The following is a 23,215-nucleotide window of genomic DNA, read 5'->3' as shown; positions in this document are numbered from 1 at the left end:
TCACAAAATATGCATAAAAAATCACTCAAAGGCAACTTATTGCTCAAGGAAATTGCGCAGCAGCAGATGTCCCTGCTCGCTGAGAATGCTCTCGGGATGGAACTGTACGCCTTCCAGCGCCAGAGTTTTGTGGCGGAATCCCATAATTTCGTCAGGCTCGCCGTCACGCATCGTCCAGGCCGTCACCTCGAAAGCCTCGGGCAGAGTATCGCGCTGCACAATCAGCGAGTGATAGCGGGTCACGGTAAGGGGATTATTGAGATTGCGAAACACGCCCTGGCCGGTGTGCTGAATGGCAGAGGTTTTGCCGTGCATCACCTGACGCGCACGTACCACCTGCGCGCCATACGCCTGCGCAATCGCCTGATGGCCCAGGCAGACGCCCAGCACCGGCAGCTGTCCGGCGAAGTGCCGGATTGCCGCCAGCGAGATGCCTGATTCCGACGGCGTGCAGGGGCCAGGCGAGATGACCAGATGGGTCAGTGGCAGCGCCGCCATCTGCTCCAGCGTGATGGCATCATTGCGCACCACCTGAACCTGCGCGCCCAGCTCGCAGAAATATTGATAGAGATTCCAGGTAAAGGAGTCGTAATTGTCGATAAGCAGCAGCATGACGTGTCCAGAATGATAAACCGCGCCGCTATTCTACGCGGTCAGGCCGCCTCACTCACCACTTTCGCAAAGACCTGCTCCAGCGGGACCAAATCTCCGGCTACACCGGCCTGATTCGCCGCTTTCCAGCTTTCAGCATCCGTCTCTTCCCAGTTCAGCAGATATCCGGCATGCAGTGCAAGCTGTTCAAAGAAAATCCGCTGCGCCCGACCATTTCCGTGGCGGAAAGGATGCAGCATATTGATTTCGCAATAGTAGTGAGCGAGGCGCTGAATAAATTCGTCACGCGGCAAATCAGCTAACCCCTTCTCTTCTTCCAGCGCGGCCATCAGGGCATTGCCTTCCTTTTCGATATATTCGAAATGACAGAACGGCGTCTCATCACGCCAGATATCAATGGTGCGCAGTTCCCCCGCCCAGCTGTAGACATCCTGAAACAGCGTGCGATGGATCTGGCGCAGGTAAGGCAGCCCGGGATTACGCGGGCCCAGCTCCAGCGTAGCGGCGCGTGCCGCACTAAAGCTCAGCTCTGCCTTGCGCAGCTGCGCAGCGTCATGAATATCGGGCAGGTTTTTCAGCACGTTGTCGTGCTGCCACAGGTAGGGATCCTGGCTGACGGCGGTATTAGAGTCCATATTGCCTCCTCAGTGACGCCAGACGTGCGGCTGCATCATCGCTGTTAACACTGGTTTCATTTGGCATGAAACCTTCCAGCCGACAGCTGGCCTGATAGCTGGCGCTACGTCGCTGTTGCCACAGGGTGACCTTCTGTTTTTCGGTGAGTTTGTTCGCCATGCCGCCTCCTGCTCAGGTTTTTGCCCTAAGTATAAGAGCAATTTCTGGCTTTGCCGGAGGCGACAGACGGTCGCCATCCGCAGATGGCGACGAAAAGCGTTAAGGCAGGACTTTAGCGGAGAGGATAACTACCGGTTTGGACGGAACATTCTGATAAGGACCCACATCTTTGGTCGGAACCTGAGAAATTTTTTCAACCACATCCTGACCTTTCACAATCTTGCCAAATACGGCATAGCCAAAATCGCGCTGTCCGTGGTCGAGGAAGGCATTATCCGCGACGTTGAGGAAGAACTGGCTGGTCGCACTGTCTTTATCGGCGGTACGCGCCATAGAGATGGTGCCGCGCAGGTTACGCAGGCCATTGTCCGCTTCGTTTTTAATTGGCGCGTTGGTCTGCTTCTGCTGCATGTCTGTGGTGAAGCCCCCACCCTGCACCATAAAGCCCGGGATCACGCGGTGAAAAATGGTGTTGTTGTAAAAACCGTTGTTGACGTAATCAACGAAGTTTTTCACAGAAACCGGCGCTTTTTGGTTATTCAGTTCGAGTTCAATATTGCCGGCGGAGGTGGTGAGCAGAACGTGGGTGTCACCTTTTGCGGCCAGCGCCTGGGCGGAAACGGAAGAGAGCGCTAACAGGGTGATGGCCGCTGTTAAAGTACGTTTAAACATGAAAGATTCCTTACCTGGGAGAGCGGGCACAAAAACGTGATTGATTGTAAAGAGACTCTATTCCATGAGCCAGCGTTTTACCTATATTTACGCTGTTGCAGCAAAAGGTCTGAGCAAACGTTAAACACCCGCAATTGCGTGATTAAAATCACACAACACATGAAATATGGATCTGTAGTTTCACTGCTTGTTTATTAAGATCACAGTTCCGTTTACACTTTCTGACACTTTTTGCCACCCGGTTCTCAACAGGTTCAGAACATGACAAACCGTAATCGTATTGGCCTCACCTGGATAAGCTTCTTCTCCTATGCGCTGACTGGCGCGCTGGTGATCGTTACCGGCATGGTAATGGGCGATATCGCAAAAGATTTCCAGATCCCCATCTCCAGCATGAGTAATACCTTCACCTTCCTCAACAGCGGCATTTTAGCTGCGGTCTTCCTGAACGCCTGGCTGATGGTCATTGTGCCGCTGAAGCGCCAGCTTATTTTCGGCTTCGTCCTGATGGTGCTGGCGATAATCGGGTTGATGACCAGTCGCGATCTCACTGTCTTTTCGCTCTGCATGTTTGTACTGGGTGTGGTGAGCGGCATTACCATGTCGATCGGCACCTTCCTGATTACGCACATGTATGAAGGTCGTCAGCGTGGTTCACGCCTGCTGTTCACCGACTCCTTCTTCAGCATGGCGGGCACACTGTTTCCGGTGCTGGCAGGGATTCTGCTGGCGCGTCAGTTGCCGTGGTACTGGGTCTACGTCTGCATCGGCTTTATCTACGTCGCCATCTTCATCATGACGCTGTTTGTTGAGTTCCCGGTGCTGCGTAAGCCTGAAAACAGCCCGACGGTTGAGAAAGAAAAATGGGGTGTGGGCGTGCTGCTGCTGGCAGTGGCGGCACTCTGCTACATTCTGGGCCAGCTCGGCTTTATCTCCTGGGTGCCGGAATATGCCACCAAAGTCATGGGCATGAACATCAATGACGCAGGACAACTGGTGGGCAGCTTCTGGACGGCGTATATGGTGGGTATGTGGGCCTTCAGCTTCCTGCTGCGTTTCTTCGATCTGCAACGCATTCTGATGGTGCTGGCAGGCCTGGCGACCGTGCTGATGTACTGGTTCGTCAGCAGCAGCGATGCTGGCATGCTGAAGTGGATCATCATGATTCTTGGTTTCAGCTCAAGTGCTATCTACACCACCATTATCACTCTGGGTTCACTACAGACCAAAGTGGCTTCACCGAAGCTGGTGAACTTCATCCTGACCTGCGGCACCGTCGGCACCATGCTGACCTTTGTGGTCACGGCACCTATCGTTGAGAAAAGTGGTGTGCATACCGCACTGGCGACGGCTAACGCGCTCTACGCCGTGGTGTTTGTAATGTGTGCCCTGCTCGGCTTTGTCAGCCGTCATCGTACTCACGGTCACGTCACGCATTAGTCCTTCAGAGCGGCGAGTCATCGCCGCTCTGCTTTCTACCGCCGGAAGTCGATGCGCTCCCGTTCCCGCCAGTAAATCTCGCTTTCTGCGGGCTTTGTCTCTGCCACCACGACACCACGACGCAATGAATAGCGCACCGGCACCTGCCTTCTGACCGCATCAAAACCGCTTTCCGCTGGCAGAATGATCAGGCTGGCCTCGTTGCCGCTCTGAATGCCATAACCTGACAGCTGCATCGTCTTCGCGCTGTTATGCGTAATCAAATCCAGACCCGCATCAATCTGCTCATAGCCCATCAGCTGACAGACATGTAAGCCCATATGCAACACCTGGAGCATATTGGCGGTGCCCAGCGGATACCAGGGATCAAACACATCGTCGTGGCCGAAGCAGACGTTAATCTCTGCCTCCAGCATCTCTTTTACGCGCGTTATCCCGCGCCGCTTAGGATAGGTGTCAAAGCGACCCTGCAGATGAATATTGACCAGCGGATTGGCAACAAAGTTAATGCCCGACAGTTTAAGCAGCCGGAACAGCCGTGAGGCGTACGCGCCATTGTAAGAGTGCATTGCGGTGGTATGACTGGCCGTCACACGTGCGCCGTTGCCATCGCGATGTGCCAGCGCCGCCACGGTTTCCACAAAACGCGACTGTTCATCATCAATCTCATCGCAGTGAACATCGATCAGCCGGTCGTAGCGGTTAGCCAGCGCAAAGGTTTTATGCAGCGACTCGACGCCATATTCGCGGGTGAATTCGTAGTGCGGAATGGCGCCGACCACATCCGCGCCCAGCCGTAACGCCTCTTCCAGCAATGCTTCGCCGTTGGGATAAGAGAGAATGCCCTCCTGAGGAAACGCGACAATCTGAAGGGTGATCCATGGGGCCATCTCCGCTTTCAGCTCCAGCATCGCTTTCAGCGCCGTCAGTGACGGATCGGACACGTCAACGTGAGTGCGGACAAACTGGATACCGTTGGCGATCTGCCACTTCAGCGTCTGCAACGCCCGCTGTTTAACATCTTCGTGGCTGAGCAGCGCCTTGCGTTCGGCCCAGCGCTCAATGCCTTCAAACAGCGTCCCGGACTGATTCCATGCCGGTTCACCCGCCGTCTGGGTGGTATCCAGATGAATATGAGGCTCAATAAAGGGCGCGCAGGCTAAGCCGCCCTCACCGTCCAGTGATTGATCCGCGGGTGAAGGCTGCTGCGGCTGAGCTGAAATGCGGGCAATTTTTCCGTCGGCGATTTCGATTTGCCACAATCCTTCCCGCCAGGGTAAACGCACGTTATTGATCCACTTAGGTGACAACATGGCTGATTCCTTATCCGGTTAACCTGAGTGGTTAAAACTAGCACGATTCATACCACGCACGGCAATGCAGGATATTCAGCAGGTTAGCCACGCCAGATAAACTTAATTAAAATCAAAGTCATACATATTAATGGGTATATAGGGCCGTGGTTGATGTATATCAATAAGCGTCAGAAAGGGCGCGCTATTGTAGCCGCAGATATCGCAAATTTGAGGCAAAAATGAGCAAGCACAATGTCGTCGTTATTGGTAACGGCATGGTCGGCCAGCCGGACAGGTGATCAGTCCCAGCCTGATGATCATCGGCAGCGTGGTGAGTCTGCGTGACAGCCTGCGCTGGTTTTAAATCCTGCAAATAAAAACGGCGGGCACAAAGCCCGCCGCGTTGTTTGTCTGCTCAGCCATTATGGCATCGCGACAAAGCCTACCGCCTGATAAACCTTCTTCAGCGTTTCCTGCGCCTGTGCGCGTGCTTTGGCCGCGCCATCACGCATTACCTGCTCCAGCAGGGCTTCATCGTTGCGGAAGCGATGATAACGCTCCTGAAGCTCAGAGAGCATGCCCGACACAGCATCGGCTACCGCGCCTTTCAGATGACCATACATTTTGCCTTCGAACTCCTGCTCCAGCTCAGCAATGGTTTTACCGGTCACGCCTGACAGAATATCCAGCAGGTTAGACACGCCCGCTTTCTCTTTGATGTCGTAGCGCACCACTGGCGGCTCTTCAGAATCAGTAACGGCACGTTTGATCTTCTTCACGACCGCTTTCGGATCTTCCAGCAGGCCGATAACGTTATTGCGGTTATCGTCAGACTTGGACATTTTTTTGGTCGGTTCCAGCAGCGACATGACGCGCGCACCCGATTTCGGAATGAACGGCTCTGGCACTCTGAATATGTCGCCATAGATCGCATTGAAGCGATGTGCGATATCGCGGCTCAGCTCCAGATGCTGCTTCTGATCTTCACCCACCGGCACCTGATTGGTCTGATAAAGCAGAATGTCCGCCGCCATCAGCACCGGATAATCGAACAGACCAGCGTTGATGTTCTCTTCGTAGCGCGCTGATTTATCTTTGAACTGCGTCATGCGGCTCAGTTCACCGAAGTAGGCGTAGCAGTTCAGGATCCAGCTCAGCTGCGTGTGTTCTGGCACATGCGACTGAACAAAGATGGTGCTTTTTTCCGGGTCGATACCACAGGCCAGATAAAGCGCCAGCGTGTCCAGCGTCGCTTTGCGCAGTGCTGCAGGATCCTGACGCACGGTGATTGCGTGCAGATCAACGATGCAGTAAATACAGTGGAAATCATCCTGCATCTGCACCCACTGACGCAGCGCTCCCATATAGTTGCCAATGGTCAGTTCGCCGGACGGCTGTGCGCCGCTGAAAACGATGGGTTTCATACTTAAGTCCTGATATTTACAGCCCCAGAGCGGGCAAAAGTTCGTCGAAAGAGTCGAGGGTTAAATCGGGCTGGCTGGTCGCAATCGGCTCGCCATAATTATAACCAAAGGTCATACCCACATTCGGTACGCCTGCCGCCTGCGCCGCCTGAATATCATTGCGAGAGTCGCCAACAAACAGCAACTCATTCTGCAATACGCCGAAGGTGCCCAGCACCATAAAGATCGCTGCAGGGTGCGGTTTTTTAAACGGCACATCGTCGCCACCAATAATCAGCGAAAACGCATCGGCAATGCCCAGCGATTCCAGTAACGGTGCCACAAACGGCGTCGGCTTGTTCGTCACAATCGCCATCGGCAATCCGGAAGCCTTTAATGCCTCCAGCGTCTGTTTTACCTGTGGAAACAGCGTGCTACCCGCCTCTACCGTATCGGCGTAGTGCCGGTCAAACAACGCCCGCGCATCACGCTGCTCTTCAGGCTGCGGTTCGCGACCCAGCGCGAAGGTCAGCGCGCGGGCCATCATGATATCGGCACCGTTGCCGATCCAGGTGGAGACCCGCTCAAGGCCCGCCTGCGGCAGGCGGAGATCGCTCAGCGTGCGGTCGATCGCATCAGCAAGACCTGGCGCGCTATCCACCAGCGTGCCATCGAGATCAAACGCCAGCGCACGAATCTCAGTGAAATGAGCCATTGGCTTTCTCCAGTTCATTGCGCATGTCGTCGATCACTTTTTTATAGTCAGGATGACCGAAGATGGCAGAACCGGCGACAAACATGTCAGCACCGGCAGCCGCTATCTCGCGGATATTGTCGATCTTCACGCCGCCATCCACTTCAAGGCGAATGTTGTAACCGCTCTGATCGATACGCCTGCGCGCTTCACGCAGTTTATCCAGGGTGCCGGGAATAAATGACTGACCGCCAAAACCAGGGTTCACTGACATCAGCAGAATGATATCCAGCTTATCCATGACGTAATCCAGATAGCTAAGCGGGGTCGCCGGGTTAAACACCAGACCTGCTTTACAGCCATGCTCTTTAATCAATTGCAGGGTGCGGTCAACATGTTCGCTGGCTTCGGGATGAAAGGTGATGTAAGTGGCGCCGGCTTTGGCGAACTCAGGGATCAGCGCATCTACCGGCTTCACCATCAGATGCACATCGATGGGAGCGGTGATGCCATAGTCCCGCAGTGCTTTTAGCACCATCGGACCCATGGTCAGATTAGGGACGTAGTGGTTATCCATCACGTCGAAGTGCACCACGTCACCTCCGGCCGCCAGCGCTTTGGCTGTGTCTTCGCCCAGACGGGCAAAGTCCGCCGAAAGGATTGAAGGGGCCAGCAAATATTGTTTCATCCGATTCTCCCACTGTTGTGCGCCAGCCCGGAGGCTGGCGTGATGCGTTGGTCGCGGACGAAACAGACTAGCGATAAAGTGCCAGCAGTTCGTCGACCTTGGTGCGACCCGTTATGCTTCGGCTGATAGAACGCCGGGCTTTGACCACATGTAACACTGCATCCTGATACCACAAACGCGTCAGTGCAGTGTCGTGGTTAGAAATCAGAACCGGAATACGGTTCTCCGACGAAGCGAGCTGTGCCGCTAACGCCGCCAGATTCTCCTGCTCGCGAAGACTGAAGCTGTTGGTGTGATAAGCCGTGAAATTAGCCGTTGCCGACAGCGGGGCATAAGGCGGATCGCAATAGACCACAGAGCCCTTGCCAGCATTGGTCAGCGTAACATCGTACGATTCACAGACAAACGTCGCTTTTTGCGCGCGCTCGGCAAACCATAACAGTTCTGCTTCCGGAAAGTAGGGTTTGCGATAGCGGCCAAACGGCACGTTGAACTCACCACGCAGGTTATAGCGACAGAGGCCGTTGTAACAGTGACGGTTCAGATAGAGGAACAGCAGCGCGCGCTGGTAGGCGTCGGTGCTGGTGTTGAATTCGGTGCGCCGCTGGTAATAACAGATCTCGTTGTTACCTTCCGGCGTAAACAGCAGCTGCGCGTCACGAATGAAATCCGCCGTGCGCGTTTTAACAATGTTGTAGAGATTAATCAGGTCACTGTTGATATCTGCAAGATGGTAGCGATCAAACTCCGTGTTCAGAAACACTGAACCTGCACCCACAAAGGGCTCGACCAGACAGTCGCCTTGCGGCAGGTGACGATGGATCTCTTCTACTAAGGGAAATTTTCCCCCTGCCCATTTCAGGAAAGCGCGATTTTTTTTCATGCTGTCGTGGTTATTACATCTTATTGTGAGGCTGTGGCTTTACCGACAGCATATCTGCGCTTAAAACGGGGCCAGAACATGGCCCCACATCCGCTATTGGCTGGCTTCTTTCTTCACCTGGCTAACGGGTTTTACCCATGGGTTTTTTGCACGTACTTCCGCAGGCAGCGACGCGACAGCGCGTTTGGCATCCGCCGGTGTGGCATAAGATCCACTCACCAGCACATACCACGGCTGACCGTTACGGGTGGTTTTGTAGACGTGATACCCGCTCAGATTCTGTTGTTTAGCCCAGGCATTCAGGCTTTCCGCCTTCGATGCACCGCTCAGCTGCAGCGTATAGCTGCCGCCTGGCACGGATTTGCTGGCTGAACTGCTGCCGGTGGACGCAGTGGCCGGAGCAGAACTGGCTGGGGAATGCGCTGGCGTGGTATGCGTTTTGCTGTCACGGGTTGCAGGTTTCGACGCCGTTTTATGCGATGAATCATGCGCCGGACGTGCAGAAGCACTGGATTTGTTGGGCGTCTGACGTGAAGGTACGGCGACAGGATTGGCTGCCGTTCCTGCATTACCGCTGACCGTCGCGGGCGCCGTCGGCAGTGAACTGCCACCCTGCGTTCCCATCGCAGCGTTATCGACCTGCTGCTGCTGATTCGTCAGCGCGCTGTTCAGATCGCCTGGCAGCGTGACGCGCTGCTGATTTGCTGGCGCGCCAACCGGCGCGGCCTGGGTAGGCGTTGACGCCACAGGCGGCATGGAAACGTCACGCTGAGGAGCAGAGGCACCCTCACCGCTGGTCGATGCGTTATTTGCGTCAGGCGCTGGCGTGGTTTGACCTGACGGAGGAGTCTGCCCGGCTGACATGGAAGAGGAGCCGCCCAGATCGATATTCTTCTCGCTACCGGAACCGCCACTGGCGGCAGGAGTCGTGCCCGCAGTCGCTGGCTTTTTCTCATCCGGGCCATTCAGCGCTGAACCAATACCCAGTACCAGTAACAGCAGAACCAGAATCCCGACACCCATCATGATGCGCTGGCGCGACGCCGGTACTTTGGCTGCGGCAGACGGCTTACGCGGGCGCGAGGGACGGCGGTCGCTGGCGTCAGGTTTTAACTCGTCTTCCGGTTTAAACTCATCCATTTTGCCTCCTCCGTAAAGCGGCATTCCGCACTGCGCACCCTGCGCGCCGCGTCACCACTCAACTGCTTAATCTCAGGGTTGCTGACAATCATTAATCGCAGCCAGCACCATATCATGTGCCACGCCACCACGCACTTCAGAGCGACCAATCGACAGCGGGAGTATCAGCCGCAGTTCGCCCGCCAGAACTTTTTTATCGCGCATCATGTGCGGCAGATACATCTCCGCACTCATCGCCTGCGGCCCATGCACCGGTAAACCGGCACGGCGGAACAGCGCAATAATGCGGTCGGTCTCCTGCGCCTGGAACTGCCCCAGACGTTCAGCCGTTCGTGCTGCCATCACCATGCCTGCCGCAATGGCTTCACCATGCAGCCAGTTGCCATAGCCCATATGTGCTTCAATCGCATGACCAAAAGTATGGCCCAGATTAAGCAACGCCCGCTGACCGTTTTCACGCTCATCGGCCGAAACAACCTCGGCTTTCAGCTCACAGCAGCGACGAATGCAGTACGCCAGCGCCTGTTCATCCAGCGCCAGCAGAGCATCAAGATTCTGCTCCAGCCACTCAAAAAATGTCCCGTCGAGAATGATGCCGTACTTAATGACTTCCGCCAGACCCGACGCCAGTTCGCGCGCGGGCAGTGTCTTCAGACAGGCCGTATCAATCACCACCGACGCGGGTTGATAAAACGCGCCGATCATGTTTTTGCCCAGCGGATGGTTAACGGCCGTTTTACCGCCAACCGAAGAATCAACCTGCGACAGTAAGGTGGTCGGTACCTGAATAAAGCGTACGCCACGCTGATAACTGGCCGCAGCAAAACCGGTAAGATCGCCAATGACGCCACCGCCTAAGGCGATAAGCGTCGTATCACGACCGTGCGGCTTTTGCAGAAGTGCGGTAAAAACCTGATCCATTACGGCCAGCGTCTTGTATTGCTCGCCGTCGGGTAAGATCACCTGATCCACTTTTACACCAGCCGCCTTCAGCAGCGCTGTAAGCGAGTCAAGATAAAGCGGAGCCAGCGTCTGGTTTGTCACCACCATGGCGTTTTCGCCCGCGCGTAGCGGCCAAAAAGAAGCCGGATCGTTAAACAGTCCGGCGGCGATAGTGATGGGGTAACTGCGTTCCCCTAGTGAGACGGTGATCTTCTCCATGATGCTCGATACCTGTTAAAGAGCCTTCGAACGTTGGATCAACTTTTTTCCAACATGTGGATAATCTGATTCGCCACCACTTTCGCACTCTGATCATCTGTGCGAATGGTTACATCGGCGATCTCTTCGTAGAGCGGGTTACGTTCGCCAGCCAGCGCTTCGAGCACTTCACGCGGCGGTGAATCCACCTGCAACAACGGACGTTTTTTGTCACGTTGGGTGCGCGCCAGTTGCTTCTCGATGGTGGTTTCAAGATAAACCACAACACCGCGAGCGGAGAGCCGATTACGCGTTTCCCGGGATTTGACGGAACCCCCGCCTGTCGCCAGGACGATGCCTTGCTTCTCGGTCAGTTCGTTGATGATTTTTTCTTCGCGATCGCGAAAGCCAGCTTCGCCTTCGACATCAAAAACCCAGCCCACATCCGCTCCGGTGCGTCGCTCAATTTCCTGATCGGAATCGAAGAACTCCATGTTGAGTTGCTGAGCCAACTGACGGCCAATAGTGCTTTTGCCGGCACCCATCGGCCCAACCAGAAAGATATTGCGTTTCTCTGCCATTTTGTCGGTATTACTAAGAATTCGTTAATGATACCCCGCGTTCAGCATTCGCTGGCGGGACAGGAACTGAGACCTCATGAGCGTTAGCAAGAGTCAGATGAAAAATTATCTCAACACTCAAGGCTGTTTGGCAACCGATTATATTGCCTTCAGCACATCCATTTCTGAATTGGCCTGTGTTCGCGAAACTGTAACGCGCCAGCGCTGCGTCTTTTACAACGCTGCTTACAGAGAAGTTTTCTGATCTGTTTGCCGGGATTTACCCAGCCTAGACGGTTACACCGTATTGAAAATCGCTAAACCTTGTAAGCTAATTCCTCTCCTGCGTCAACGCAGATGGCCTTAAGGGACGCATTTTCCGTTTTATCCAGCCGTAAGCGCTGCTTCCCTGACCAATCGTGGCGTAATGAAGATCACCAGCTCTCTTTTTTTGCGCTGCTCAGATTGCTGGCGAAATAACCCGCCAATCAGCGGCACATTTCCCAGTAGCGGCACCTTATTCTCGCCACGACTACGCTGCTGCTGAAAGATACCCCCTAACGCCAGTGTTTGCCCGTCACTGACCGTGACCTGAGTCTCAATTTCCTGTTTATCAATGGATAATATGTTGCTGTCACCGGTTCTGATGCTGCGACCCGGCATATTCTGGCTGATACGAATTTTCAGCTGGATGCGGCCATTACCGGAAAGGGTCGGTGTCACCTCCATGCCCAGCACCGCTTCTTTAAACTCAATACTGGTTGCCCCGCTGTTTCCTGCTGACACTTCATAAGGAATCTCCGTGCCCTGCTTAATCGATGCGGTCTGCTGATGTGAGGTAAAGAGGCGCGGACTGGCGATGATTTCAATCTGGTTTTCCTGTTCCAGCGCGCTTAACTCCAGATCCAGAAGCTGGCCGCCTATACGCGCCAGCGCCATCCCCACGCTGATGCCGGGTGAACTCAACGCCAGCGGGATATCCAGACGGGGATGGTGCAGAATGTCAGTCACTGCGGCGTCACCCGCCTGCAATCCCCACTTCACCCCCAACTCCTGCAAATGCTCTTCGCTGATGGTAACGATATGCGCTGAGAGCTCAATCTGCTCCAGTGGCAGATCCAGCGCCCGTATCCAGCGTTCTGTCTCTTTTAAAGCCGCTGCGGTATCGCGCAGTAACAGCGCATTGGTCCGTTTATCGACTGTCACGCTGCCGCGCGCCGTCATCAGCGATTGCCGCTCACTCAGCAGACTGGCATGCACCTCGCTGGCGCTGGCATAACGCAATGTGACGGCGCGCTGCTGCAAAGGTACCTGCTGCAACTGCGCCTGCTGCTCAGCCGCACGAGCCTGCTGTTGCGCCTGTTGCCAGCTTTCCGGATAGACCAGCAGGACATTATCCTGTTCAATCAGCGTCAGCTTTGCCATGCGCGCCACCAGCTCCAGCGCCTGATGCCACGGCAGGTTATCCAGCCGCAGCGATAACGAACCTTCCACCTCTGGCGCAATCATCAGATTGATCTGCTGATAATCAGCCAGCGCCTGCAAAATACGCTCTACCGGTGCATTATCAAATGTCAGGCTGAGCGGTTCCTCATCAGCGGCGTAAACCGGCAGCAGGCAGCTGATGACCAGCAGCAGAGTGGCTATCCAAACCATACGAACGTCCTTTTAAATAGAATGTAGTCTGTTGTGCGGTGCAGCTGTTTTGCACCGCTAAGGTGATGCTGCGGCGGGTCATGTCAGTGAGTTGCCAGGGCGCTACAGGAAAAGGTTTGCCGATGCGGGCGATGACAATCTCCTTCTGCGGACCAATCAGCCAGGCATGGAAATGCGCCTCCCGGCCAATGATCCCCTGCAGACGCCAGCCAGTGAGCGGTTCCACTGACGCTTCACACACTGAACCGGCAACCGGCCTGAACGGATCACGCGCCACCACACTGCTACAGCACAGCAGTAAAATCAGCAGGCTATGGCGCATCGTCAGATTCCAGCCAGAGTTGAGCGATCAGGAACTGCGGCTGCGCCAGCAGCTGAAAATGAACCGGAAACGGTGCGGAGGCATCGGCAAGCTCGGCAAAAAGCGACTGGAATGCCGGCCACTGCAGATGCAGCGTCAGCACGCGGGAGGGTGCATCCGGCTGCCACTCTTCCAGTTGGTTACGACGTGCCGCCAGAATCGCTTCCAGTGCCAGGCCTGATGTGCCAGATACAGACCGGGCACGCTGAATTTCCGCCAGTTGCACCTGCAACACCTCATTATCAGGATGCTGACGCCACTGCTGCTGGCGCTGCTGCAGGGTACGGGTCAACTGCAACAGCACCACCTTTTCAGTTGTCAGCGCCTGCTGCTGTGGCCGCAGCCAGAGAATCCACGAGAGCAGGAGCAGGCAGAATGCGAGGGCGGCGAGCAAGCCGTAACGCGGAAGCGCGGCCATCTGCCACCACCGCTCCCACCACTCATTCATCAGCCACCGCCTGGACCGTTGCCCGCAGTGAAAAACGATAACTGCCATCGGCCTGCCGCTTTACACCGCCCTGCTTAACCTGATCCAGCAGGGCGACCGTAGTTAACTGCTGGCGGAATTGCCGGACCGAGGCCATATCCTGCGCCTGGCCCTCCAGAGTCAGATGATTGTCACGCTTCTCCAGACGGGCCAGCCAGGCGGAATCGGGCATCAACACGGGTAAATTGAGCCAGAACTGCTGCCAGGCAGCCAGTTGCACGGCCTGCTGACGCTGCTTTGCCTGCTGTTTTTGTACGACGGCGAGCCGGGCGAGTAACTGCTTTTGCTGCGCGAGTTGTTGTCCCAGAGCGTCCAGCGCCTGCTGCTGTAAACTGCGCGTCTGCGCCACCTGCTGACGCGCCTGATGGATCTGCCAGGTTTGTTGCACAACAACCAGAAACAACGTACCCAGCATCAGTAACAGCATCACCAGACTCTGCCGCTGCTGCTGTTGCCGACGGTGCTGCCGCCAGGGCAGCAGATTAACCGCCACCATTATTCATCTCCATCACGTAGCGCCAGCCCGGCCGCCAGCGCAAAGGCTCCCGGGTTTTCCGGCAAAGGAGGTTGCTTATAGCGAAAGAGATCAAAAGGGGAAAAGCGGGTGGCTTCGGCGGGCAGTACACCCGGCTCTGCGGCGCACCAGGCAACAAAACTGGCGTCGGGGAAAGCCTGCTGCCGCAGGGCCGCCAGTGTGGCGACTTCGCCGATGTCAGCCGCTGAGTGCGCATCGCTCCAGAGCCAGCGGTTATCCTGCTGCAGAACCAGTACCGCGCCGGATTTCAGTGCTGCCTGCCGGGCTAATCGCTTCAACGCATTAGTGGTCAGTTCAAACACCTGCGGCTTTAATCCTGAGTGTAACAGTGGCGCTGCCCACTGATCGATAATCTCCAGCCGCGCTGCCGTGACGCAGAGTTGATCACGCTTTGCATCCGGCCGGTAATCCAGCGCCAGCGCAGTGGGCTCCAGAGGAAAGAGACGGCGCGCGGCCGCCTGCACGTAATGCCCCAGCGCGGGTTCGTTCAGCGCCTGCGCAGGCAGGGGAAGCTGGCGCTGTAACACCAGCCGGGCGGGCAGTGCGACACGCAGCGAATAACGACGCGGCAACCGCTGACGCCATGCCGTTAAGGCCGCCAGTAATTCAGGCGAAGATTGCAGCACGCCGTTTCTTAACGTATCTTGCGGCAGCCGCTGCTGCCACCAGTGGCGTAGCTGCCAGCCATCACGACGAGGCTGGAGGGCAAGGGCACAAATCTGCCTATTCTGAATATCCAGCCCAATTTGCCAGGTATGAAAAGCCATGCGCGCGATCTCCTTATCGTCCGGGAAAATGGACATATCAAAGCGTCTGGCTTGCCTTTATACTACCGCGCGGTTGTTTATAAACTGCTCAAACGACAACAGATGGGAAATTCCAGGTGAAGTTCGTAAAGTATTTATTAATCCTTACAGTGTGTTGCATCCTGTTGGGAGCTGGCTCGATTTATGGTTTATACAAATATATAGAGCCACAGCTGCCCGACGTGAACACGCTGAAAGATGTGCGTCTGCAAACCCCTATGCAGGTTTACAGCGCCGATGGCGACCTGATCGCCCAGTATGGCGAAATGCGCCGTATCCCTTTGACTCTGCAGCAAGTGCCACCTGTCATGGTGAAAGCGTTTATTGCGACCGAGGACAGCCGTTTTTATGAGCACCATGGTGTTGATCCGGTGGGTATTTTCCGTGCGGCCAGCATTGCACTGGTCTCCGGTCATGCTTCACAGGGTGCAAGTACCATCACTCAACAGCTGGCCCGTAACTTCTTCCTGAGTCCGGAACGCACCCTGATGCGTAAAATAAAGGAAGCGTTCCTGGCGATCCGCATTGAGCAGTTGCTGAATAAAGATGAAATCCTTGAGCTCTACCTGAATAAGATCTACCTGGGCTATCGCGCTTATGGCGTCGGTGCAGCCTCACAGGTCTATTTCGGTAAGCCCGTTGACCAGCTGTCGCTGAGTGAGATGGCGATGATTGCCGGTCTGCCGAAAGCGCCGTCTACCTTTAACCCGCTTTACTCGCCGAGCCGCGCCCTGTCGCGCCGCAACGTGGTACTGGCGCGTATGCTGGATCAGCATTACATCACGCAGCAGCAATATGACGAGGCCCGTAATACACCGCTGGTGGCGAAGTATCATGGCCCGGAAATCGCTTTCTCTGCCCCTTATCTCAGCGAGATGGTGCGTCAGGAGATGGTGAAACGCTACGGCAATAATGCCTACACCGACGGTTACAAGGTTTACACCACCGTGACTCGTCGTCTGCAGGAAGCCGCGCAGACCTCGGTGCGCAATAACGTCATGGCCTACGATATGCGTCATGGTTATCGCGGCCCGACCAGCGTGCTGTGGAAAGTGGGTGAACCGGCCTGGGATCAGACGAAGATCGAGAAAGCGCTGAAGGTGCTGCCGGTTTATGGCCCGCTCCACCCGGCCGTCGTGACAGAAGCACGCAGCGATGAAGCGACCGTCATGATGCAGGATGGCAGCAATGTGTCGCTGTCATTAGCCGGTGTGCGCTGGGCGCGTGCTTATAAGTCTGACACCGTGCAGGGCCCGACGCCGAAAAGCGTGACGCAGGTCCTGCAGGCTGGCCAGCAGATTTGGGTGCGTAAAGTGGGTGACGACTGGTGGCTGGGTCAGGTGCCGGATGTGAACTCGGCACTGGTCTCACTGGATCCGAATGATGGCGCGGTGCGCGCGCTGGTAGGTGGTTTTGCCTTTAACCAGAGCATGTTTAACCGTGCGACCCAGGCACTGCGCCAGGTCGGCTCTAACATCAAGCCTTTCCTTTATACCGCCGCCATGGATCGCGGGTTGACGCTCGCCTCCATCCTGAACGATGTGCCGATTTCACGCTGGGATGCAGGTGCCGGTGCAGACTGGCGTCCGAAAAACTCACCGCCAACTTACGATGGTCCGATTCGTCTGCGTCAGGGATTAGGTCAGTCGAAAAACGTCGTGATGGTGCGTGCGATGCGTGCGATGGGCGTGGATTATGCCGCAGAGTATCTGCAGCGCTTTGGTTTCCCGGCGCAGAACATTGTTCACACCGAGTCGCTGGCACTGGGTGCGGCCTCATTCACCCCATTACAGGTGGTGCGTGGCTACTCCGTGATGGCGAATGGCGGCTTCCTGGTTGATCCTTACTTCATTACGAAGATTGAGAACGAACAGGGCGGCACCGTCTTTGAAGAGAAACCGAAGATCGCCTGTCCGCAGTGCAATCTGCCGGTGATCTATGGTGAGACCAAAAAAGCGCTGGCGCTGAATGAAGAGAGTGTTGAGAACGTTGCTGCCTCAAATAACAACCAGAATCAGGCAGTTCCTCAGCCTGAACTGGAGCAGGTTCCTGCTCAGGCTCAGCAGGGCGATCAGCAATATGCACCTCACGTGATCAATACGCCGCTCAGCTTCCTCATCAGGAGCGCGCTGAACAGTAATATCTTTGGCGAACCGGGCTGGATGGGAACGGGCTGGCGTGCCGGACGTGACCTTAAACGTAATGATATCGGCGGGAAAACCGGTACCACCAACAGCTCGAAAGATGCCTGGTTCTCGGGTTACGGCCCTGGCGTAGTGACCTCCGTCTGGATCGGTTTTGATGATGCGCGCCGTAATCTGGGCCGCAGTACGCTTTCCGGCGCGATTCCCGATCAGATATCGGGCTATGAAGGTGGCGCGAAGAGTGCGCAACCGGCATGGGATGAGTTCATGAAGAGCGCGCTGGACGGTGTACCGGTGCAGCCATTGACACCGCCGGATGGCGTCGTCACGGTGACAATCGATCGCAGTACCGGCAAGCTGGCAAATGGCGGCGGTAACACGCGTCAGGAGTACTTCATCAATGGTACCCAGCCGACCGAATATTCGGTTCACGATGTGGGTACCACTATTATGGATAACGGCGAGAGTCACGAACTGTTCTGATGTGATCCCTGTTATTGCACGATAAAAAAAGCCGACATCTGTCGGCTTTTTTATTCATTAAAGCATCCTGTTCAGTAACGCAGCCGTCCCTGTTTCACCAGCCATTCGCGCGCCATAAACAGTGCACTGACATTACGCGCCTCGCGGAAATCGGGTTCGTCCAGCAGCGACAGCATATCGCTGAGCGGCCAGCGGTGGATAATCAGCGGCTCCGGCTCATCACCCTCCAGCTTTTCAGCATAGAGACCTTCCGCGATCACAATATTCATTTTGCTGGAAAAGTAAGAAGGTGCCATGGTGAGCTTGCCCAGCGTGGTCAGCTGATCTGCACCAAAGCCGACTTCTTCTTTCAGTTCGCGCACCGCCGCTTCATTCACGGTTTCGCCTGCATCGATCAGCCCTTTCGGGAAGCCGAGTTCGTAGGTTTCCAGTCCGACGGCGTACTCCTGAATCAGGATCAGATGATCATCAATAATCGGCACAATCATCACCGCTTCGCGCTCTGAAGGCTTCATCCGCTCATAGACGCGATGTGCACCATTGCTGAAAGCCAGATCAACCGACTCAATAGTGAATAACCGTGAACGTGCCACGGCGGTGATATTGAGGATGTCAGGTTTTTTTGGAATTTTCATATCAGCCTCAAATTATTCTGCGCCGGCTATCAGTAGCGAATTAGCATACCTAACCGCAGGCAATTGTGCGACAGTCAGACAGTGACGTTATCGTTGCACAGATTCAATCGGTTGAATAACAGGCTTTAGTTATCAGTTAAGACTAAATTTGCATTAGTCAATACGCTGCGATAAGTTTCAGATAATACCGATATTTAATCCAGTCTGTGCCGGTTACCATTCGGACAAGGCAGGGTTTAACAAATGCCAATCAGATATACGCTGGCACTATTTCATCGGGTGTCTGACTCCTCAGGGTTATATAATCTTTCGGAATGTCTCTTTTATAGTGAGCATAACCGGGAGCGAAAGTTTAAAGTGAAGGCAGCATTTTGGCTGAATTGAGCAGAGCATGAGCACAATCTTGATGATCCTGGCCATAGTGCTGACCTGTTCAATCCTGGCAGGCATGGGGTTTTGGTACGCTATGCGGCATCGTCCGCCGTTGGCGAAACCACTGCCATTCATCAGTCCGCCCTGCCGTAAGCTCTCTCCGCAGGAACGTGAGGCTGTCGATAAGTATGTCGCCGCGCTGGAAAAACAACTCAGTACGCCTGTCACTACCCATAAGCGAAGCGCGTCTGAACGGCTGACGCTGACAGCGCAGAGCAACAATGTCTATCCGGTTACCCGCGCAATTACCCGTTACGGCCTCTCTACAGACGATCCCCATAAATGGCGCTATTACCTGGATGAGGTTGAAGTTCATCTGCCGCCGCTGTGGGAACAGTACATTACCGACGAAAACTATGTGGAGTTAATCCGCACCCAATCTATTCCGCTGGTGATCTCGCTGAACGGCCACTCGCTGGTTGATTACGCTGTGGATCAGCAATCGCTGCCTGTGCTCATGCGTCCGGTGTCCACCAACGCCTCAATCCGCAAAGCAGAAACAGAAAATGTTGAGCTGCTGCAGGTGCGTAAAGAGACGCCAGAAGAGTATCGTCTGTCGCGGCCAGACGGCACGCGTGAAGCGGTGACGATCTCTCTGGCCTTCTTACTGTTCTTCTTCAGCCTGTTAGTGCCTGCCACGCTGATGATCTGGCTGGTGTTGACGGGGACATTAATGATTGGCGCCAGCCTCTGGCTGCTTTATCGCATTCCCGGCGAGCGCGGGCTGCGTGATATACACTGCCTGCGCGGCGCACCAAAACGCTGGGGTCTGTTCAGTGAATCGAACCAGGAGCAGAGCAATATCACGCTGGGCATTATTGACCTTGCCTATCCGCCACATTGGCAGCCTTACGTCGCACACGATCTCGGTCAGGTAACGGATGTCGAGATCTACCTTAATCGTCAGGTGGTGCGTCAGGGTCGCTTCCTGTCGCTACAGGATGAGGTCAAAAACTTCCCTATCCAGCGCTGGCGGAAAAACGTGGTGCTGGCGTGTGGTTCACTGTTGGTGCTGACTATGCTGGTCACCTGGATCCCGCTCACGATGCCGATTAAACTGAGTCTGGCCTGGGCAAGAGGCACCGACAGCCTGGAGGTCAGCAGCGTTGATAAGCTCAGCAACGTGGCACTGAACATTGGCGATAACCTCAAAGTGAGTGGCACCGGTATGTGTTCAGTGCCGGACAACTATCAGAGCAACCGCAGCTACGCCTACATGCCGTTCGACTGTTCGGCGATCTACTGGAATAACGCGACGCCACTGCCGCAGCCGCAATCGGACATTATTGATAAAGCAGCGGCGCTGCTGGAGACCACCACAAAGCAGCTGCATCCCGAAACCAATACTGACCCTAAACTGAACCCACAGCTGGCTTCCGCGATTCAAAAGTCCGGAATGATTCTGCTGGATGACTTCTCAGATCTGGTGATGAAAACGCAGGATCTCTGCAATCAGCCGCAGGATTGTATGCGGCTGAAAAACGCCCTGGTAAACCTTGGCAATGCCAAAGACTGGGAAGCTTTGATGCGTCGGGCAGATTCCGGTCAGTTAAACGGCATGAATGTGCTGCTGCGCCCGGTGAGTGCGGAAGCGCTGGAAAACCTGGTTAATACCGCTACATCCACCTTCTTTTTCCGCGAAACCCGTCGGGCGGCAGAAAATCTTAACAGCCCGCCGCCAGGGGGATTCCTGATCGTCAGCGACGAAGGTCGCCAGTTAGTGAATCAGCCGCAGCCCACCGTATCGCTGTTTGATCTCGATCCGCCTTCTCAGTGGCGTGAGCTGCAACGACTCTCCACCGTACTGCTGCATACACCTTTCAGCGCCAGCGGCATCATCACCAGCATTTCAACGGATGCCAACGGCACGCGTCACATTGTCCTGCACAATGAACCGGATGCCATGGCGCAGTGGCGCTATCTCGGCACCGTATTGCTGCTTCTGATGCTGCTGACCTGTGGGATAATTAACGGCTTACTGGCGCTTCGCCGCATGCACCGTAATCGCCAGCGCATGATCGATATCCAGCAGTATTATGAAAAGTGTTTCAACCATAACCTTGGCACTTTGCAGGGTGTGCGCTCGATATTCTGAGTCCTGCCCTTCTGTGCTACCCTGTCGCCCGGTTTTTTCACAGGGTGAACCTGGATGCTCAACTGGTCTGAGATTGATACCGTGCTGCTCGACATGGATGGCACGCTGCTGGATTTGGCGTTTGATCGTCACTTCTGGCTGGAGCATGTGCCTGAACAGCTCAGCCAGCAACGCGGCATCAGCCGGGCGGAAGCCGACGCGATCATTGCGGAAAAATATCAGGCCGTCGCCCATACGCTAAACTGGTATTGTCTGGATTACTGGGCAGACGCGCTGAAGCTGGATATCCGTGCCATGACGCTGGCGATGCGCAGCCTAATTGCCCTGCGTGACGATACGCTGCCTTTTTTGCAGGCGCTGCGTCGCGCGGGCAAGTCCACCATCCTGCTGACCAACGCGCATCCTTACAATCTGGACGTCAAACTGGCGCAGACAGGTTTAGCGCCGCACCTTGATTTATTACTTTCCACCCATACCTTTGGGTATCCGAAAGAAGACCAACGTTTATGGCAGGCGGTACAACAGCACACCGGCTTTTCTGCGGCGCGCACGCTGTTTATCGATGACAACGAAGTGATTCTGGATGCTGCAACGTTATGGGGCATCGGCTGGTGCTTAGGCGTGAAGAACCCTGATTCGGGTCGTCCTGAGCAAATCTTTCAGCGTCACCGGGCCACTGGCGATTACCGGACGCTGATCTGAGTCAGGAGCAGCAATGAAAGAGAAAAGCAGCGAAGAGGTCCGCCTCGACAAGTGGCTGTGGGCCGCGCGCTTCTACAAAACCCGGGCGATTGCGCGGGAGATGATTGAAGGCGGCAAAGTCCATTACAACGGCCAGCGCAGCAAACCCGGCAAAGTGGTGGAACTGAATGCGGAACTGACACTGCGTCAGGGCAACGATGAACGCACCGTGATCGTGGCGGACATCAGCGCCCAGCGCCGTCCCGCCAGTGAGGCCCAGCAGCTCTATCGCGAAACCGATGCCAGTATTGAAAAACGCGAAAAAATGGCGCAGGCGCGCAAACTGAATGCGCTGACTATGCCCCATCCCGATCGGCGACCTGACAAAAAAGAGCGTCGCGATTTGATGAAGTTTAAATTATCGGGCGATGAATAACGCCGTCTTCGCTGACGCACCGTCGCCCCGTTCCAGTGAGAGAAAAAATATGTCAGTCCAGGATCAACTGCACCGTTATCTGTTTGAAAATGCCGCCGTGCGCGGCGAGCTGGTGAACGTCTCTGACACCTGGCGTGAAACCGTGAAAAATCACGACTATCCGGCACCGGTTAAAACGCTGCTGGGTGAGATGCTGGTAGCGACCAGCTTACTGACCGCCACGCTGAAGTTTGATGGCGAAATCACCGTACAGCTGCAGGGTGACGGTCCGCTGTCGCTGGCCGTGATCAACGGCAACAACAATCAGGAGCTGCGTGGCGTTGCGCGCATCAAAGGCGATATCCCGGACGACAGCACCCTGAAAAGCATGGTCGGCAACGGTTATCTGGTGATCACGATTTCGCCTGAAAAGGGTGAACGTTACCAGGGTGTGGTCGGGCTGGAAGGTGAAACCCTGGCTGCGTGCCTGGAAGATTACTTCATGCGCTCAGAGCAGCTGCCAACGCGTCTGTTTATCCGCACCAGCGACAAAGGCGCCGCCGGTATTCTGCTGCAGGTGCTGCCCGCGCAGGACACAGAGAAAGAGGTCTTTGAACATCTGGCGACGCTGACCGAAACCATTAAAACAGAAGAGCTGATCGATCTGCCGGCGAATGAAGCGCTCTGGCGTCTCTATCATCAGGAAGAGGTCACCCTCTACGATCCGCAGCCGGTGATCTACAAATGCACCTGCTCGCGTGAACGTTGTGGCGAAGTGCTGACTACGCTGCCACAGGAAGAAGTGGACGAGATCATCGCGGAAGATGGCAAAATCGACATGCACTGTGACTATTGCGGTTCAAACTACGTGTTTGATGCTGTCGATATCGCCGGTATTCGCAGCCACTCCCTTGAGAATGATGACCGTCTGCACTGATTTGATTGTTCGGGCGGCGTCTGCCGCCCCTTCTCCTCTCCCCCTTTCCTATCCCCATAATTTTCCAGACAAATTATCTTTTTTTACTTTCATAACATCTTTTAAACGTTCGAAACATAGCCTTAACGCGCCCTGAGTCGCATTTTTAGATCACTGCCCTTTTTCCCGTAACGCAGAAGAGTAAACTGCGCGCGATCGTGCAAACGCCCGGAAGCCAGAGGCAGAT

The 23,215-nt window shown here is 55.2% G+C and carries 24 protein-coding genes; 6 read left to right on the top strand and 18 right to left on the bottom strand.

Translation table 11 applies throughout. The annotated features are described in order from the left end of the window. Window positions 1–36: 36 nt before the first annotated feature. The 4 genes from LQK91_RS18005 to ppiA form a co-directional block, all read right to left on the bottom strand. Window positions 37–612, bottom strand: a complete 576-nt coding sequence (locus LQK91_RS18005) for an aminodeoxychorismate/anthranilate synthase component II (RefSeq protein ID WP_008926263.1) — start codon at window positions 610–612, stop codon at window positions 37–39. 41 nt (window positions 613–653) lie between these two features. Next, window positions 654–1,247 carry a putative adenosine monophosphate-protein transferase Fic gene (locus LQK91_RS18000; RefSeq protein WP_003852963.1) on the bottom strand — a complete coding sequence of 198 codons (594 nt, stop codon included), beginning with the start codon at window positions 1,245–1,247 and terminating at the stop codon, window positions 654–656. Further along, window positions 1,237–1,407: a YhfG family protein gene (locus tag LQK91_RS17995; protein ID WP_003852968.1), complete on the bottom strand. Its 171-nt coding sequence runs from the start codon at window positions 1,405–1,407 to the stop codon at window positions 1,237–1,239. The genes LQK91_RS18000 and LQK91_RS17995 overlap by 11 nt, the downstream gene beginning before the upstream one ends. 99 nt (window positions 1,408–1,506) lie before the next feature. Next, entirely contained in the window at window positions 1,507–2,079 is a 573-nt protein-coding gene (ppiA, locus tag LQK91_RS17990) for a peptidylprolyl isomerase A (protein WP_003852970.1), read from the bottom strand. A gap of 261 nt (window positions 2,080–2,340) precedes the next feature. On the opposite strand from ppiA, the gene tsgA reads away from it, so the two are divergent. Further along, entirely contained in the window at window positions 2,341–3,519 is a 1,179-nt protein-coding gene (gene tsgA, locus LQK91_RS17985; RefSeq protein WP_003852972.1) for an MFS transporter TsgA, read from the top strand. 35 nt (window positions 3,520–3,554) lie between these two features. Here tsgA and LQK91_RS17980 read toward each other — a convergent pair whose 3' ends face one another. From LQK91_RS17980 to pilM, 13 genes are all read right to left on the bottom strand, one after another. Next, a complete protein-coding gene (locus LQK91_RS17980) occupies window positions 3,555–4,832 on the bottom strand; it encodes a cytosine deaminase (RefSeq protein WP_003852974.1) in 1,278 nt (425 codons plus the stop codon). Between the two features lie 404 nt (window positions 4,833–5,236). After that, window positions 5,237–6,238, bottom strand: coding sequence for a tryptophan--tRNA ligase (gene trpS / locus LQK91_RS17975; RefSeq protein ID WP_003852975.1), 1,002 nt, complete (start codon window positions 6,236–6,238; stop codon window positions 5,237–5,239). Between the two features lie 16 nt (window positions 6,239–6,254). Continuing rightward, window positions 6,255–6,932, bottom strand: a complete 678-nt coding sequence (locus LQK91_RS17970) for a phosphoglycolate phosphatase (RefSeq protein WP_105099972.1) — start codon at window positions 6,930–6,932, stop codon at window positions 6,255–6,257. After that, complete coding sequence (rpe, locus tag LQK91_RS17965) at window positions 6,916–7,599, bottom strand: ribulose-phosphate 3-epimerase (RefSeq protein ID WP_003852981.1); 684 nt, start codon at window positions 7,597–7,599, stop codon at window positions 6,916–6,918. Before rpe ends, LQK91_RS17970 begins: the two co-directional genes overlap by 17 nt. 67 nt (window positions 7,600–7,666) lie before the next feature. Beyond that, on the bottom strand, window positions 7,667–8,482 hold the full coding sequence (gene dam, locus LQK91_RS17960; protein WP_039660819.1) for an adenine-specific DNA-methyltransferase: 816 nt from the start codon (window positions 8,480–8,482) through the stop codon (window positions 7,667–7,669). 93 nt (window positions 8,483–8,575) lie between these two features. Further along, entirely contained in the window at window positions 8,576–9,622 is a 1,047-nt protein-coding gene (locus LQK91_RS17955) for an SPOR domain-containing protein (protein WP_105099971.1), read from the bottom strand. 72 nt (window positions 9,623–9,694) lie between these two features. Beyond that, on the bottom strand, window positions 9,695–10,783 hold the full coding sequence (aroB, locus tag LQK91_RS17950; RefSeq protein WP_105099970.1) for a 3-dehydroquinate synthase: 1,089 nt from the start codon (window positions 10,781–10,783) through the stop codon (window positions 9,695–9,697). 38 nt (window positions 10,784–10,821) lie between these two features. Continuing rightward, window positions 10,822–11,343 (bottom strand): shikimate kinase AroK, encoded by a 522-nt coding sequence (aroK, locus tag LQK91_RS17945; RefSeq protein ID WP_003852989.1) that lies wholly within the window; start codon window positions 11,341–11,343, stop codon window positions 10,822–10,824. A 363-nt stretch (window positions 11,344–11,706) separates the two neighbouring features. Then, complete coding sequence (hofQ, locus tag LQK91_RS17940) at window positions 11,707–12,978, bottom strand: DNA uptake porin HofQ (protein ID WP_078805146.1); 1,272 nt, start codon at window positions 12,976–12,978, stop codon at window positions 11,707–11,709. Next, a complete protein-coding gene (locus LQK91_RS17935) occupies window positions 12,917–13,300 on the bottom strand; it encodes a HofP DNA utilization family protein (protein WP_039660823.1) in 384 nt (127 codons plus the stop codon). The genes hofQ and LQK91_RS17935 overlap by 62 nt, the downstream gene beginning before the upstream one ends. Next, on the bottom strand, window positions 13,290–13,787 hold the full coding sequence (locus tag LQK91_RS17930) for a hypothetical protein (RefSeq protein ID WP_105099969.1): 498 nt from the start codon (window positions 13,785–13,787) through the stop codon (window positions 13,290–13,292). Before LQK91_RS17930 ends, LQK91_RS17935 begins: the two co-directional genes overlap by 11 nt. Further along, complete coding sequence (locus LQK91_RS17925) at window positions 13,780–14,322, bottom strand: PilN domain-containing protein (RefSeq protein ID WP_105099968.1); 543 nt, start codon at window positions 14,320–14,322, stop codon at window positions 13,780–13,782. Before LQK91_RS17925 ends, LQK91_RS17930 begins: the two co-directional genes overlap by 8 nt. After that, a complete protein-coding gene (pilM, locus tag LQK91_RS17920) occupies window positions 14,322–15,128 on the bottom strand; it encodes a pilus assembly protein PilM (RefSeq protein ID WP_039660864.1) in 807 nt (268 codons plus the stop codon). Before pilM ends, LQK91_RS17925 begins: the two co-directional genes overlap by 1 nt. Before the next feature lie 116 nt (window positions 15,129–15,244). Here pilM and mrcA point away from each other — a divergent pair, with 116 nt between their 5' ends. Then, window positions 15,245–17,794 (top strand): peptidoglycan glycosyltransferase/peptidoglycan DD-transpeptidase MrcA, encoded by a 2,550-nt coding sequence (gene mrcA, locus LQK91_RS17915; RefSeq protein ID WP_008926270.1) that lies wholly within the window; start codon window positions 15,245–15,247, stop codon window positions 17,792–17,794. A 71-nt stretch (window positions 17,795–17,865) separates the two neighbouring features. On the opposite strand, the gene nudE is transcribed toward mrcA, so the two are convergent. Continuing rightward, the gene (nudE, locus tag LQK91_RS17910; protein ID WP_003853003.1) at window positions 17,866–18,429 is read right to left on the bottom strand and encodes an ADP compounds hydrolase NudE; all 564 of its coding nucleotides are present in this window, start codon (window positions 18,427–18,429) and stop codon (window positions 17,866–17,868) included. A gap of 391 nt (window positions 18,430–18,820) precedes the next feature. Here nudE and LQK91_RS17905 point away from each other — a divergent pair, with 391 nt between their 5' ends. From LQK91_RS17905 to hslO, 4 genes are read left to right on the top strand one after another with little or no spacing between them, the layout of a single operon-like run. Further along, window positions 18,821–20,956 carry an intracellular growth attenuator family protein gene (locus LQK91_RS17905; RefSeq protein ID WP_033743308.1) on the top strand — a complete coding sequence of 712 codons (2,136 nt, stop codon included), beginning with the start codon at window positions 18,821–18,823 and terminating at the stop codon, window positions 20,954–20,956. 54 nt (window positions 20,957–21,010) lie between these two features. Beyond that, window positions 21,011–21,658, top strand: a complete 648-nt coding sequence (yrfG, locus tag LQK91_RS17900; protein ID WP_003853007.1) for a GMP/IMP nucleotidase — start codon at window positions 21,011–21,013, stop codon at window positions 21,656–21,658. Between the two features lie 13 nt (window positions 21,659–21,671). After that, window positions 21,672–22,073 carry a ribosome-associated heat shock protein Hsp15 gene (gene hslR, locus LQK91_RS17895; RefSeq protein ID WP_003853009.1) on the top strand — a complete coding sequence of 134 codons (402 nt, stop codon included), beginning with the start codon at window positions 21,672–21,674 and terminating at the stop codon, window positions 22,071–22,073. Between the two features lie 49 nt (window positions 22,074–22,122). Beyond that, window positions 22,123–22,989 carry an Hsp33 family molecular chaperone HslO gene (gene hslO / locus LQK91_RS17890; protein ID WP_003853011.1) on the top strand — a complete coding sequence of 289 codons (867 nt, stop codon included), beginning with the start codon at window positions 22,123–22,125 and terminating at the stop codon, window positions 22,987–22,989. The last annotated feature ends 226 nt before the right edge of the window (window positions 22,990–23,215 follow it).

This window comes from Pantoea sp. MHSD4, assembly GCF_021043305.1.
In the GTDB taxonomy this organism is placed as follows: Bacteria; Pseudomonadota; Gammaproteobacteria; order Enterobacterales; family Enterobacteriaceae; genus Pantoea; species Pantoea eucalypti.
Note: the sequence above shows the minus strand (reverse complement) of the source record. Positions and strands in the feature narration are given on the sequence as shown.

Excerpts from the sequence above, each read along its gene's own strand:
- LQK91_RS18005 (WP_008926263.1), bottom strand. The coding sequence starts at position 612 with ATGCTGCTGCTTATCGACAATTACGACTCCTTTACCTGGAATCTCTAT.
- ppiA (WP_003852970.1), bottom strand. The coding sequence starts at position 2,079 with ATGTTTAAACGTACTTTAACAGCGGCCATCACCCTGTTAGCGCTCTCT.
- pilM (WP_039660864.1), bottom strand. The coding sequence starts at position 15,128 with ATGGCTTTTCATACCTGGCAAATTGGGCTGGATATTCAGAATAGGCAG.
- LQK91_RS17970 (WP_105099972.1), bottom strand. The coding sequence starts at position 6,932 with ATGGCTCATTTCACTGAGATTCGTGCGCTGGCGTTTGATCTCGATGGC.
- aroK (WP_003852989.1), bottom strand. The coding sequence starts at position 11,343 with ATGGCAGAGAAACGCAATATCTTTCTGGTTGGGCCGATGGGTGCCGGC.
- trpS (WP_003852975.1), bottom strand. The coding sequence starts at position 6,238 with ATGAAACCCATCGTTTTCAGCGGCGCACAGCCGTCCGGCGAACTGACC.
- rpe (WP_003852981.1), bottom strand. The coding sequence starts at position 7,599 with ATGAAACAATATTTGCTGGCCCCTTCAATCCTTTCGGCGGACTTTGCC.
- LQK91_RS17935 (WP_039660823.1), bottom strand. The coding sequence starts at position 13,300 with ATGCGCCATAGCCTGCTGATTTTACTGCTGTGCTGTAGCAGTGTGGTG.
- hslO (WP_003853011.1), top strand. The coding sequence starts at position 22,123 with ATGTCAGTCCAGGATCAACTGCACCGTTATCTGTTTGAAAATGCCGCC.
- aroB (WP_105099970.1), bottom strand. The coding sequence starts at position 10,783 with ATGGAGAAGATCACCGTCTCACTAGGGGAACGCAGTTACCCCATCACT.
- yrfG (WP_003853007.1), top strand. The coding sequence starts at position 21,011 with ATGCTCAACTGGTCTGAGATTGATACCGTGCTGCTCGACATGGATGGC.
- LQK91_RS17930 (WP_105099969.1), bottom strand. The coding sequence starts at position 13,787 with ATGAATGAGTGGTGGGAGCGGTGGTGGCAGATGGCCGCGCTTCCGCGT.
- hofQ (WP_078805146.1), bottom strand. The coding sequence starts at position 12,978 with ATGGTTTGGATAGCCACTCTGCTGCTGGTCATCAGCTGCCTGCTGCCG.
- nudE (WP_003853003.1), bottom strand. The coding sequence starts at position 18,429 with ATGAAAATTCCAAAAAAACCTGACATCCTCAATATCACCGCCGTGGCA.
- LQK91_RS17980 (WP_003852974.1), bottom strand. The coding sequence starts at position 4,832 with ATGTTGTCACCTAAGTGGATCAATAACGTGCGTTTACCCTGGCGGGAA.
- LQK91_RS17955 (WP_105099971.1), bottom strand. The coding sequence starts at position 9,622 with ATGGATGAGTTTAAACCGGAAGACGAGTTAAAACCTGACGCCAGCGAC.
- LQK91_RS18000 (WP_003852963.1), bottom strand. The coding sequence starts at position 1,247 with ATGGACTCTAATACCGCCGTCAGCCAGGATCCCTACCTGTGGCAGCAC.
- dam (WP_039660819.1), bottom strand. The coding sequence starts at position 8,482 with ATGAAAAAAAATCGCGCTTTCCTGAAATGGGCAGGGGGAAAATTTCCC.
- LQK91_RS17925 (WP_105099968.1), bottom strand. The coding sequence starts at position 14,322 with ATGGTGGCGGTTAATCTGCTGCCCTGGCGGCAGCACCGTCGGCAACAG.
- hslR (WP_003853009.1), top strand. The coding sequence starts at position 21,672 with ATGAAAGAGAAAAGCAGCGAAGAGGTCCGCCTCGACAAGTGGCTGTGG.
- tsgA (WP_003852972.1), top strand. The coding sequence starts at position 2,341 with ATGACAAACCGTAATCGTATTGGCCTCACCTGGATAAGCTTCTTCTCC.
- LQK91_RS17905 (WP_033743308.1), top strand. The coding sequence starts at position 18,821 with ATGAGCACAATCTTGATGATCCTGGCCATAGTGCTGACCTGTTCAATC.
- LQK91_RS17995 (WP_003852968.1), bottom strand. The coding sequence starts at position 1,407 with ATGGCGAACAAACTCACCGAAAAACAGAAGGTCACCCTGTGGCAACAG.